Below are 12,171 nucleotides of genomic sequence, written 5' to 3'. Positions count from 1 at the left end.
CGTTGCCAGCGGCGGAACAGCGAGTACACCGCCCGCCAGGAGCCGTAGCAGGCGGGCACGTCCCGCCACGGGGCACCGACACGCACCCGCCAGCGGATACCGTCGATGAGCTGCCGTTTCGTCCATTTCGAGGGCCGGCCCGGACGTCTGGGTGCGGGCAGCAGCGGCTCCAGCCGCGCCCACTGCTCATCGGTCAGGTCGTGCCGCCTCGTCACCGCTAGGGTGGCCACGAGGTCTCCGGTGGTTCAGGTTTTTCTTGGTCGATGAACCCTCTACCGGAGACCTCGCTGTTTGACGATCACGACACACCGTCACACACCGGACTTCGAGACACGCCCTAGGCGCCGAAGGCCGCCTGGAAGGTGAGCGGGCCGAAGTCGCCGTCACGGTGGTGCCGAGCCGCGTTTTCCCGGCCTTCCTCTGGGAGGGCGGTCTCGGGCGGGTCAGGCGACCGTGAAGCCGTCGCAGCCGATGTAATAGGCGTCGCCGTTCGGGTGGACGTGCAGCCAGACGATCGTCCAGGTGCCCTTCATCAGCGGGTACGCACCGCCCGAACCGGACCACTCGAAGTCGGTGGGGTAGTTGAGGTAGACCCAGTCGGCGTCCGAGACCAGTTGCGGCTTGCTCCTCGCGGCACCGCTCACCCCGTTGCCGATCTGCGCGCCGCGCGGCACGCGCACCTCGGCCGCCACGTAGTAGCCCGCCGGTGTGTCCCACTTGTGCCGCATACCAAACTTGACGGTCTTCTCGGTGTACGGAACCCGGGGCGCCGATATCTGCATCTGCCTCTGCCGGGCGGAGTCCTCGGGACGGAGCGCGGGGAGGCACCGGTGATCGGTCGCGGAGTAGGTCGTCTGCTGGTAGTCGGTCGTGGGCTGTTTCACGAGGAGTTCGTCCGGCGGACGGCCGTCGGGGCCGGGCGTCCGTCCGGCGGGCGTCCCGTCGGAGCCGGTGGCGGAACCGTCCGGGCCGGTGGTGGAGCCGCCCGCCGCCTGTCCGTTCCCGGTGCCCGTCGTACCGGCGGACGGCTGCGCGGACGGCTGCGCGGCGCCGTTCGTCCCGTCGTCCTGGAGGACCACGCGGGCGCCGAAGGCACCGGCCAGGACGACGACGACCGCCGCGGCGCCCGCCGCGATGACGGCGGCGCGCGACCGCATCCCCGGCCCGCGGCCCGTCGTGGTGCGCTCGGGCGGGACGAGGCCCGTCGCGATCGCGTCTTCGAGCCGGGCGGGGACGGTACGTGGGGTGCCCACCGCGCGCCGGTAGTCGGGGTCGTCGGCGAGGGCGCCCTCGGACGCCGTCCGCCGGAACAGTTCCTCCAGCGGGATCCGGTCGTCGGGGGTCTTCGCGGCGCAGAGCCCGATGAGTTCGGCGAGGCGCGGGTCGACTCCGGCGACGTCGATCTCGCCGCTGAGCGTCCGGTGGATGAGGGCCTCGATGCGGCCGCCGCCGAACGGCGGGCGGCCGGTGGCGGCGTAGGCGACGGTCCCGGCGAGGGAGAACACGTCGGACGCGGGGACGGGCTGCTGCTCGCGGACGACCTCGGGCGCGACGTAGCCGGGGGTGCCGTTCCACGCGCCGGTCTGGGTGATCTGCGTCTGCCCCTCGCCGCGCGCGATGCCGAAGTCGATGAGGCGCGGGCCGTCCGGGGCGAGGATGACGTTGCCGGGCTTGAGGTCGCGGTGCTGGACGCCCTGCCGGTGGATCTCCAGCAGCCCGTGCGCGAGGGCGGCGAGCAGCCGCAGGCAGGTGCCGGTGGGCAGCGGGCCGTGCTCGGCGACGGCCTGCCGCAGCGTCGGGCCGGGGACGTACTCGGTCGCGAGCCAGTACGGGGGGTCGGCGAGGCCCGCGCCGACCATCGCGGCGGCGAACCGGCTGCGCACCCGTTCGACGGTCGCGACCTCGCGGCGGAAGCGGGCGAGCGCCTGCGGGCCGTCGAAGTCCTCGCGGATCACTTTGAGGGCGACGTGCCGTCCGCCGTCGGCGAGTCCCAGGTACACCTGGCCCATGCCGCCCGCGCCGATGCGGGCGAGCAGGGGGAATCCGCCGATCTCGGTGGGGTCTTCGGGGCGCAGTGGTTCCACGCCGGGCATGATCTCATTGCGCGCGCGGTTCGCGCACGGCCGGATCGGCCGCTTCAGCGGGCCTTGCGCGCGACGTGCAGGGCCCAGCCGATGAGGGGCGCCTGGAAGGGCAGGCGGCCGTAGGCGGCGGCGCGCAGCGGGAGCGCGCGGTGCCGCCAGTCGCGGGCCATCTTGATGTTGGCGGGGTACACCGCCGCCATCAGCCCGGCGGTCGCGAGCGCCCCGGCGCGGCGGGTGCGCGGGTACGCGACCGCGGCGGCGCAGGCGAGTTCGGCGACGCCGCTGAGGTAGGTCCAGGTGCGCGCGCTGCCGGGCAGCCGCTCGGGGACGAGGGCGTCGAACGGCTTCGGCGCGACCATGTGGAGGGTGCCCATGGCCGCCATGGCGGCGGCGAGGTTGCGGTGCGCACTGGACGACCGCGCACTGGACGATTCGGTCATGCGGGCAGTCTGCCATGTGCGACACGTCGTCCAATAGTGTCGTTCGCCACGCCGCGCGGGCTCACCGGCCGGGCATGCGGCGGATCTCCTTGATGACGTCGGGCATGGCGGCGTTGCTGCCGCCGAACCAGTCGAGGAGGAAGGCGATCTGCTCGTCGGTGCAGCGGGCGAGCCGCTCGTGGACCTGCCGGGCGAGCGGCTCGAAGTACCGGCCGGCGCGGGCGGCGGCGCCCGGGACGAGCTCCACGATCACGCGGCGCCGGTCGTCGGGGTCGCGGGTGCGGCGGACGTGCCCGGACTTCTCCAGCCGGTCGATGACGGCGGTGATGGCGCCGCCCGTCGTGATCCCCATCAGCTTCGCGAGCCGGCCGGGCGTCTGCGGGCCGTCGAGGGCGAGCACGCTGACGCACTGCGCGTCGGTGACGTTCATCCCGGACTTGGCGGCCGTCGCGTGGTGCAGCAGGACGGCGTACATGGTGTCGCGCCGCATCGCCGACACCAGCAGTTCGGCGGGCGTCCGTCCGTGCTCGGGGGTCGCCACGACCACCTCCGTCCTCTCGCGAGTGGAGCGTTCGGAGAGTTTAGCGAGCGGCGATCCGCGGCCCGGAGGCATGTGGGTCAGGTCATGGCCGGAGGTGACGAGACCTGTATCCGGACGGCCCTATCATGGTTTTCGTTAGGCCCGCTAACAGTGGGTCAGGCAGCCCCGAACCTCACAAAGGCTCGGGGCCGACCCATACGGGCACCGCCTTCTACAGGCCACCGTCCGCATCCGCCGGACGGCTCAGCGGGCCTCCTCCGCGATCTGCTTGGCCCACCGGTAGTCCGCCTTCCCCGCCGGGGAACGCTTCATCTCCTTCACGAACGCGTACGTGCGCGGCACCTTGTAGCCCGACAGCTCCCGGCGGCAGTGCGCGTCGAGGTCGTCGGCGGGCGGCGCGTCCCCGGACGGCTGGATCACGGCCGCGACGCGGTTGCCCCAGCGCTCGTCCGGGATGCCCGTGACGACCGCGTCGTACACCCCCGGATGCCCCTTGAGGACGGCCTCGACCTCCTCCGGGAACACCTTCTCGCCGCCGGTGTTGATCGCCTGCGAGCCCCGGCCGAACACGGCGATCGAGCCGTCCTCCCCGACCGTCGCGATGTCGCCGGTGAGCAGCCAGCGGCGGCCGTCCACCACGGGGAACGTCTTCGCGGTCTTCTCCGGGTCGTTGTAGTACCCGTGCGCGATGTACCCGCTGCGCGCGACCTGCCCGACGACGCCCGACCCCGGTTTCACCGGGCGCAGCGCGTCGTCCAGGACGGTCACGTTCTCCACGTCCGGCGCGAACCGCAGGCCCTTCTCCGGGGACGATCCCGACACCGCCTCGGCCGTCGAACCGGATTCGGTCGAGCCGAAACGATCGAGGATGATGCTGTTCGGGAGGAGCCCCTGCAGGCGCTCCCGGACGGAACCGCTCAGGATCGCCCCCGTGGAGACGAACGCCAGCAGCGACGACGTGTCGTGGCCCCCGCGGGCGAGTTCGTCCGCCATCGGGATCGCCATCGCGTCCCCGGTGACGGTGAGCGAGTTGACCTTCTCGCGCGCGATCGTCCGCCACACCTCGCCCGCGTCGAACTTGCGCTCGTAGACGAGCGTCGCGCCCATGCACCACGCGATCCACGTGGCCATCTGCGCGGCGCCGTGCATCAGCGGCGCGATCGGCATCATCACCATCGGGCCCGAGGTGCGCGCCAGTTCCACGACGTCCTCGGGCCGGTTCGGCCGCGGGAACGTCGGGTTCCAGAACGCGAACAGCATCTGCTCGGTGGACCACATGACGCCCTTGGGCATCCCCGTGGTGCCGCCCGTGTAGACGATGTAGGTGTCGTCGCCCGACCGCGGCGGGAACCCGCGGCCGCCGTCGGCGTCCCGCACCGCGTCGTCGTACCGGACGGCGCCGTCGATGGACGGGGTCCCTCCCACGGCGATGAGGTGCCGCAGCCGGGGGACCTCCGGGACGACCGCCGCGACCCGCTCCTCGAACTCCACGTCGTACAGCAGCGCGACGCTGTCGGAGTCCTGGTAGACGTAGCGGAGCTCGCCCTCGACGTACCGGTAGTTGACGTTGATCGGCACGGCGCGGATCTTCAGCGCGGCCAGCAGCGCCGCCGCGTACTCGACGCCGTTGTAGAGCTGGACGGCGACGTGCTGCCCGGGTTCGACCCCGGACGCCGCCAGGTGGTGCGCGAGCCGGTTCGCGTGCTCGTCCAGCTCGGCGTAGGTGAGCCGCCGGTCGCCGCACACCAGCGCGATCCGGTCCCCGATCGCGTCCGCGACTCCCTCGAACAGGTCAGCGTGGTTGTACTCCATCGGACGCCCTCCGAAGGGGGGTAAAGGGACGGGGTTGGGTCAGGGCTTCTCGCTGCCGACGATCCACATCGCGTAGAACTGGGCGCCGCCGCCGTACGCGTGCCCGAGGGCGCGGCGGGCGCCGTCCACCTGGTGCTCCCCGGCCCGGTCGCTGACCTGCATCGCCGCCTCGGCGAAGCGGATCATCCCGGACGCGCCGATCGGGTTGGACGACAGGACGCCGCCGGACGGGTTCCACGGGGTGTCGCCGTCGAACGCCGTCGCGCCCGACTCGGTGAGCTTCCAGCCTTCGCCGTCGCCGCAGAACCCGAGGTTCTCCAGCCACATCGGCTCGTACCAGGAGAACGGGACGTACACCTCGGCGCAGTCGAGTTCGCGGCGCGGGTCGGCGATGCCGGCCTGCTTGTAGACGTCGGCGGCGCAGTCCTTGCCGGCCTGCGGGCTGACGTTGTCGCGGCCCGAGAACGTCATCGGCTCCGAGCGCATCGACGTCGCCTGCACCCACGCGGGCTTGCCGGGCGCCTTCTTCGCCGCGTCCTCGGACGCGAGCACCATCGCGCACGCGCCGTCCGACGACGGGCAGGTGTCGAGGTAGCGGATCGGCTCCCACAGCATCGGCGTCGACTCGACCATCGCCTGGTCGATGCCGGGGATCTTCAGGTGCGCGTACGGGTTGCGCAGCGCGTTCTGCCGGTCCTTGACGGCGACGAGATGCCCGATGTGCTCGGGCGCGCCCGACTTCCGGATGTAGGCGCGGATGTGCGGGGCGAAGTAGCCGCCCGCGCCCACCACCAGCGACGTCGTGAACGGCGAGTTCACCGTCAGCGCCCACGTCGCGTTCGACTCCGACTGCTTCTCCCACGCGAGCGTGAGCACCCGGTCGTGAACGCCGCTGCGGACGAGGTTCGCCGCGACGATCGCGGTCGAGCCGCCGACCGAACCGGCGGTGTGCACCCGGATCAGCGGCTTGCCCGCGGCGCCCAGCGCGTCCGCGAGGAACACCTCCGGCATGACCACGCCCTCGAACAGGTCGGGGGCCTTGCCGACCACGATGGCGTCGATGTCGCCCCAGGTCAGTCCGGCGTCGTCGAGCGCCCGCCGGGCCGCCTCGCGCAGCAGCCCCGCCATCGACACGTCCAGGCGTTTGGTCTTGTACTGCGTCTGCCCGACGCCGATGACCGCACAGGAGTTGCCCATCACTTCTCTCCCGACATCACGCACACGAGGTTCTGCTGCAGGCAGGGACCGGACGACGCGTGCCCGAGCGTCCGCGCCGCCGTCCCGTCGTGGATGCGGGACGCGGCCTCGCCGATCCGGATGAGGCCCGCCGCCATCAGCGGGTTCGCCGCGAGGGCGCCGCCGGACGGGTTGACGGTGGCGTCGTCGCCCAGGCCGAGGGCCTCGCGCAGGATCAGCTCCTCGTGGCTGAACTGGGCGTGCAGTTCCGCGACGTCGACTCCGGCCGCGCCCGCCTTCGCTCCCGCGATCCGCGTCGACTCCGACCGGGTCAGGTCGCGGACGCCGGGCGAGTGCGGCTCGACGCGATGGTCGATCCCGGTGATCCACGCGGGACGCTCGCACAGCTCGCGCGCCTTGTCGCCGGCCGCGAGGACGATCGCCGCGGCGCCGTCGGTCAGCGGTGCGACGTCGTGCTCGCGCAGCGGCGCGAGTCGTAGCCGGCGCCGTCCGCGGGGTCGGGCAGGTCGAGGGCGAACGGGTTGCCGCGGCCGGCCGCACGGGACCGTGCGGCGATCGCGCGCAGATCGTCCTCCTTGACACCCGACTTGTCCATGTACGCCCGGGCCTGGAGGGCGGCGAGCGACACGTGGTCGACGCCGAGCGGGGCCAGGTAGTACGGGTCGTGCTGCTGCGTGAAGATCGCGCGGACGTCGTTCTGCGTCGACTTGCCGAACCCGTACACCAGGGCGGTGTCGATCTCGCCGATCTGCAGCTTCACCCACGCCTCGTACAGCGCCCACGCGCCGTCCATCTCGACGTGGCTCTCGGAGATCGGCGGCCACGCGCCGATCGTGTCCAGCGCCGACACGAACGCGAACGGCGCGCCCTGCAGGTAGTCGCAGGACCCCGAGCAGGTGAACCCGAACCGGGACAGGCCCGTCCGCTCCTTGATCTCGCCGATCACCGGGGCGAGGATCTCGGTCTCCAGCAGCCCCTGGTCCTCGCCGCTGTGCTCGCTCTGCGTGAAGGCGACGACGGCCACTTCTCGCATCAGAGGTAGTCCTTGATCTCGTCGAAGGGGACGTCCGGCTCGTCGATGGGCTCGAACCACTTGATGTTGCCGACGCTGGCGTCCCACTCCTCGCGGGGCTTCCAGGCGGCCCGGACGCGCTGGCCCATCCGGACCTGGTCGGCCGGGACGCCCGCGATCAGCGTCAGCAGCGTGACGCCCGCGCCGTCCAGCAGCACGTACCCGGACACGAACGGCACCTCGGGCGCCCGCGGGTCGGGGATGTTGTTGACCGCGAACGTGGTGACGGTGCCGGTGTCCGGCAGCTCGACCTCCTCGGCCATCGGCACGCCGTCGCGCGGGCACGTCTCCTTCATCGGGACGATGACCGCCTCGCACACCGGGCAGCGGTTGCCGATGATGCGGCCCTCGGAGATCCCCTCCAGGTACCGGCGCAGGGCGCGGCCGCCGCTCAGCCGGTACTCCAGCTTCGCCTGCGGGTTGATCATCGTGACCTCGGGCAGGAAGCACTCGATGTCGCCGATCGTGCCGGTCCGCTCGGCCCGCCACTTCGGCCGCACCCGCATCCCGGACTTGAGCGTCTTCGGCGGCTCCGCGCCCACGTCGAACACCCCGAGGTCCAGCGCGTGGACGAGCGCGGTGTCGGCGCGTCCGGGCGGATCAGCGCCCACGCGAACGGACGGTCGAACGGGTGCTCCTTCGCCGGGCGCGGCACCCACGACCAGGTGGTCACGGTCCCGGCGGGCCCGACCTCGACGAACTCGCCGGTGACGTCGTCGCCGGTGTCGGGGTCGTACTCCGTCGGCGGCACGAGCACGCGGCCCCCGCCCGTCCGGATCCCGACCAGGCGGCCGTCCCGCAGCTCGCTCAGGAACCGACCGATGACCGGGCCGACCGAACGGGTGTAGCCGCCGGGGAACTCGACGACGTGGTTCACGTCAGATGGCACTCTCACGGTCCTTCCAGTACGGGTCCCTGAGCTTGCGCTTGAGGAGCTTGCCGTTCGGCTCGCGCGGCATCGTCTCGATGAAGTCGATCGTCTTCGGCCACTTCATCTTCGCGAGCGGCCCTCCAGGGAGGCGAGGATCTCGGCCGCGAGGTCCGGCCCCGGCGCGGCGCCCTCCGCGGGCTCCACGACCGCCTTGATCTGCTCGCCCCACTCCTCGTCGGGGATGCCGAACACGGCGACGTCCGCGACCTTGGGATGCAGGGTGATCTCGTTCTCGATCTCGGCGGGGTAGATGTTCGCGCCGCCGGAGATGATCATGTCGGACTTGCGGTCCGACAGGAACAGGAAGCCGTCCTCGGTGAGGTAGCCGATGTCGCCGACGGTGAAGTGGTCCTTGAGGCGGTCCTTCTCCGTCTTCTCCCGGTCGCCCTTGTACTCGAAGTCCGCTCCGGCCATCTTCATGTAGATGGTGCCGTGCGTCCCCGCCGGGACGGGTTCGCCGTCATCGTCCACGATGAGCAGCTCGCTGATCGGCCACGCGTTCCCGACCGTCCCGGGGTGCTCGCGCCAGTCCGCGGGGCTCGCGATCGTCCCGCCGCCCTCGGTCGCCGCGTAGTACTCCCAGATGCAGTCGCCCCACCATTCGAGCATCTGCTGCTTGATCGGGACCGGGCACGGCGCCGCCGCGTGGATCGCCCACTTCATCGACGACACGTCGTACCGGTTCCGCACGTCCTCCGGGAGGGCGAGCATCCGCTTGAAGTGCGTCGGCACCATGTGGGTGTTGGTGACGCGATGCTCCTGGATGATCCGCAGGCAGTCTTCGGCGTCCCACTTGTCCACATAGACGAGCGTGTGCCCCATGTGCAGGGCCGTGCCGCCGAACTGCGTGACGGCCGTGTGGTAGTTCGGCGACGTGATCAGGTGCGCCTGGTCCGCGCCGCCCGCCGGACGCCCCGGCGGGATGCCGAACAGGCCCAGCAGGAACGACAGCAGCTCCGCGCTGTCGTCCGGGTCGATCCCCATCAGCGCGCGCTTGACGCCCTTGGGCCGTCCGGTCGTCCCGGACGTGTAGTGCATCGTCGCGCCGTTGGTGCGATCGTCCGGCAGGCCGTCCGGCTGCCCCTCGACCAGCTCGTCGTAGGGGCGGAACCCCTCGACCGCGCCGAACGCGAACCGCCGGTGCGCCTCGATCGCCTCACCGGCGCGGGCGCCTTCCTTGGCGTACCGCTCGTGGACGAAGAACGCCTTCGCCTCACTGTCCTCAACGATGTAACCGATCTCCGGCCCCGTCAGGTGCCAGTTGATCGGCGTGTAGTACCAGCCGGCCTGCAGCGTCGCGAGGTAGAGCACCAGCCCCTCGACGCCGTTCGGAACGAGCCCGCAGACCCCGTCGCCCTTCTCCAGGCCGAGCCCGCGCAGCCCGTGGACGAGCCGGTTCGCCCGGGCGAGCAGATCGCCCGCGGTGTAGCGCGTCCCGTCCGGGTCGACGGCGGCCACCCATTCGGGATCGGCCTGCGCCAACCGCCAAAAGCCCAACGCTCCCATCGGATCTCCCTCCGTGAGCACGGGTGAGCGCCGTCACACTCGGCGCCTCGACGGGAAAAGTAGATCACGTTCTTGTTTTGCAGAGCAAGACCTACGGCCGGGGAAGACTGTTACTAGAATCTGTTCTTGTTTTGCCGCCTGTAGGAGGGACCGCCGTGGAACGGCTGCCGATCAGCACCGAGCATTGCACCGTCGAGCGCGACGGTCACGTCGTCATCGTCACGATGAACCGGCCGGAGGCGCGCAACGCGTTCAGCGGGAGCATGCTGCTCGGCCTCGCCGAGGCATGGCAGTACATGACCGACGAGCCGGACGTCCGGGTCGGGATCCTCACCGGCGCCGAGGGGACGTTCTGCGCGGGCGCCGACCTGAAGGCGATGGGCCAGCCGCCGTCCGACCCCGAGATCAAGGCGCGGATGGACCGCATCGAGAACTGGCACTGGAAGGGCCTGCTCCGCGACGGGCGCCCCACCAAGCCGCTCATCTGCGCCATCGAGGGCTGGGCCGTCGCGGGCGGCACCGAACTCCTCGCCGGGACCGACCTGCGCGTCGTCGCCGAGAGCGCCACCCTCGGCCTCTACGAGGCCAAGCGCGGCCTGTTCCCGATGGGCGGCTCGGCGATCCGGCTGCCCCGCCAGATCGGCTACGCCAACGCGATGGACATCCTGCTCACCGCCCGCTCGGTCACCCCGCGCGAAGCCCTCGACATGGGCCTCATCAACAAGATCGTCCCGGACGGCACGGCCCTCGCCGCCGCCCGCGAACTCGCCGACCAGATCGCCGAGTGCGGGCCCCTCGCCGTCCAGGCCATCCTGCGCACCTACCGCGAGACCGAGCACCTCCCGGAGGAGGAGGCCCTCAAGATCTCCGACGAGATCGGCTGGCCCGTCATCGGCTCCGAGGACGCCAAGGAAGGCTCCAAGGCGTTCAAGGAGAAGCGCGCCCCCGAGTACAAGGGCAAGTAACCGTCCGCGCCCGGACCGGGACGGCGACGGCACCGCCTGCGACCAGCGCCCCGGCCCGCGGCCGTCGGCGCCCGGCCTCCGAACCGCCGGAGGCCGGGAGCCGGGCGCGACTCGGCGTCAGTCCCACTTGGTCCCGGCGGGCACGCGGAAGGTGGTGTTGATCCGGTTGAAGAAGTTGGTGAGCGCCACCATCAGCACCAGGGACCCGAGCTGCCGCTCGTCGTAGTGCCGCGCGGCCTCGGCCCAGATCTCGTCGGTGACCGCGCCGGGCCGGTCGGCGAGCCGGGTCGCGGCCTCGGTGAGCGCGAGCGCGGCGCGCTCGGCGTCGTCGAAGAGCGGGTTCTCGTACCAGGCGGCCAGGCCGAGCAGCTTCGCGGAGTCGATGCCGGCCTTGGCCGCGCCGGTCGCCCCGGCGTCGACGCACGCGCTGCACCCGTTGATCTGGCTCGCGCGCAGATGCACCAGTTCGAGCGTCCGCTGCGGCACTCCCCCCGAGTACGCCTCCTTGTACAGCTGCTGGACGCCCTTCATGATGTCGGGCTGGCTCTCCGCGTTCTGGATACGTGCCGTCATTCGTTCCTCCTCGGTCGGTTGGACGGCACTACGACGAGCGGACGGCGCGAGAGGTAACGTCGGCGCGGCCGTTACCTCTCCGGCGCGCCGTGCGTCCTGGTGGTGACACCGCCGTACGCCAAGGAGAGCCGTGACCGACAACGACGACCTCGCCGCGGAGTTCGAGACCCAGCGGGCGTATCTCCACGCGATCGCGTTCCGCATGCTCGGCTCGCACGCCGACGCGGACGACGCCGTCCAGGAGACGTGGCTGCGGCTCGCCCGGGCCGGCCGCGGCGACATCGAGGACCTGCGCGGCTGGCTCACCACGGTGACCGGCCGGATCTGCCTGGACGCCCTGCGCAGGCGCGGGACACGACGCGAGCAGCCCCTCGAACTCGACCTCGGCACGCTCCCCCGGAACGCGGACCGGGACTCCCTGCCCGATCCCGAGGACGAGGCCGTCCTCGCCGACTCCGTCGGCCTCGCGCTGTACGTCGTCATGGACGCCCTCACCCCGGCGGAACGGGTGTCGTTCGTGCTCCACGACGTCTTCGAGGTCCCGTTCGACGCGATCGCGGCCGTCCTCGGCCGGAGCACCCCGGCCACCAGGATGCTCGCCAGCCGGGCCCGGGGACGGCTGCGGGCGGGCGCGCCGCGGCCGACGCCCACGCCGCGGCCCGCGACGTCGTCGAGGCGTTCATGGCGGCGGTCGGCCGGGGCGACATCGCCGAACTGCTGACCGTGCTGGCCCCCGAGGCCGAGCTGCGGACGCAGACCCCCGCCGGCACGTCCGTGCTCCACGGCGCGCGCGAGATCGCCACGCAGGCGACGACGTTCGCGCGTCCCGAGGCGCTGGCGCATCCGGCGCTCGTCGGCGGCGGCCCGGGCGTCGTCATCACCATCGGCGGACGGCCGGTCACGGTCCTCTCGTTCACGGTCGTGGACGGCACCATCACCGCGATCCACGGCCTGACCGACCCGGTCCGGCTGGGGCAGATCGTGCCGTCCTGGGTCGCGTGACGGCGGGACCGCCGCACTAACCTGTCCGGGACGAGCGGCGGGAGAAAC

At 71.8% G+C, this 12,171-nt stretch carries 11 protein-coding genes and 2 pseudogenes; 3 read left to right on the top strand and 10 right to left on the bottom strand.

The features are described 5' to 3' along the window. The 9 genes and pseudogenes from BJF79_RS49855 to BJF79_RS49815 all read right to left on the bottom strand — a co-directional run. Positions 1-230: transposase (locus BJF79_RS49855; RefSeq protein ID WP_143221039.1), on the bottom strand; the 230-nt coding region annotated here is incomplete at its 3' end. 213 nt (positions 231-443) lie between these two features. Then, complete coding sequence (locus BJF79_RS49850) at positions 444-2,084, bottom strand: serine/threonine protein kinase (protein ID WP_075907542.1); 1,641 nt, start codon at positions 2,082-2,084, stop codon at positions 444-446. 53 nt (positions 2,085-2,137) lie between these two features. Continuing rightward, positions 2,138-2,524 carry a hypothetical protein gene (locus BJF79_RS49845; protein WP_075907541.1) on the bottom strand — a complete coding sequence of 129 codons (387 nt, stop codon included), beginning with the start codon at positions 2,522-2,524 and terminating at the stop codon, positions 2,138-2,140. Positions 2,525-2,585: 61 nt separating this feature from the next. Further along, positions 2,586-3,065: a MarR family winged helix-turn-helix transcriptional regulator gene (locus tag BJF79_RS65130; protein WP_262403729.1), complete on the bottom strand. Its 480-nt coding sequence runs from the start codon at positions 3,063-3,065 to the stop codon at positions 2,586-2,588. A gap of 243 nt (positions 3,066-3,308) precedes the next feature. Further along, positions 3,309-4,877 (bottom strand): acyl-CoA synthetase, encoded by a 1,569-nt coding sequence (locus BJF79_RS49835; RefSeq protein ID WP_075907540.1) that lies wholly within the window; start codon positions 4,875-4,877, stop codon positions 3,309-3,311. A 39-nt stretch (positions 4,878-4,916) separates the two neighbouring features. Beyond that, on the bottom strand, positions 4,917-6,074 hold the full coding sequence (locus tag BJF79_RS49830) for a thiolase domain-containing protein (protein ID WP_075907539.1): 1,158 nt from the start codon (positions 6,072-6,074) through the stop codon (positions 4,917-4,919). Further along, positions 6,074-7,107, bottom strand: a pseudogene (locus tag BJF79_RS68220) (thiolase domain-containing protein). The gene BJF79_RS49830 and the pseudogene BJF79_RS68220 overlap by 1 nt, the downstream one beginning before the upstream one ends. Further along, a complete protein-coding gene (locus BJF79_RS49820; RefSeq protein WP_316043600.1) occupies positions 7,107-7,757 on the bottom strand; it encodes a Zn-ribbon domain-containing OB-fold protein in 651 nt (216 codons plus the stop codon). Before BJF79_RS49820 ends, BJF79_RS68220 begins: the two are co-directional and overlap by 1 nt. Positions 7,758-8,024: 267 nt before the next feature. Further along, a pseudogene (locus BJF79_RS49815) lies at positions 8,025-9,583 on the bottom strand (acyl-CoA synthetase). 155 nt (positions 9,584-9,738) lie between these two features. Here BJF79_RS49815 and BJF79_RS49810 point away from each other — a divergent pair. Then, entirely contained in the window at positions 9,739-10,548 is an 810-nt protein-coding gene (locus tag BJF79_RS49810; protein ID WP_075907538.1) for a crotonase/enoyl-CoA hydratase family protein, read from the top strand. Positions 10,549-10,665: 117 nt separating this feature from the next. Here BJF79_RS49810 and BJF79_RS49805 read toward each other — a convergent pair whose 3' ends face one another. Beyond that, a complete protein-coding gene (locus BJF79_RS49805) occupies positions 10,666-11,121 on the bottom strand; it encodes a carboxymuconolactone decarboxylase family protein (RefSeq protein ID WP_075907537.1) in 456 nt (151 codons plus the stop codon). 130 nt (positions 11,122-11,251) lie between these two features. Between BJF79_RS49805 and BJF79_RS49800 the strand changes: the two genes are divergently transcribed. Next, positions 11,252-11,842 (top strand): sigma-70 family RNA polymerase sigma factor, encoded by a 591-nt coding sequence (locus tag BJF79_RS49800; protein WP_262403728.1) that lies wholly within the window; start codon positions 11,252-11,254, stop codon positions 11,840-11,842. Next, positions 11,803-12,123: a hypothetical protein gene (locus BJF79_RS65125; RefSeq protein ID WP_262403727.1), complete on the top strand. Its 321-nt coding sequence runs from the start codon at positions 11,803-11,805 to the stop codon at positions 12,121-12,123. Before BJF79_RS49800 ends, BJF79_RS65125 begins: the two co-directional genes overlap by 40 nt. Positions 12,124-12,171: the final 48 nt, after the last annotated feature.

The sequence above is a fragment of the Actinomadura sp. CNU-125 genome, assembly GCF_001942465.1.
In the GTDB taxonomy this organism is placed as follows: domain Bacteria; phylum Actinomycetota; class Actinomycetes; order Streptosporangiales; family Streptosporangiaceae; genus Spirillospora.
This window is presented reverse-complemented; position numbering and strand designations above follow the sequence as displayed.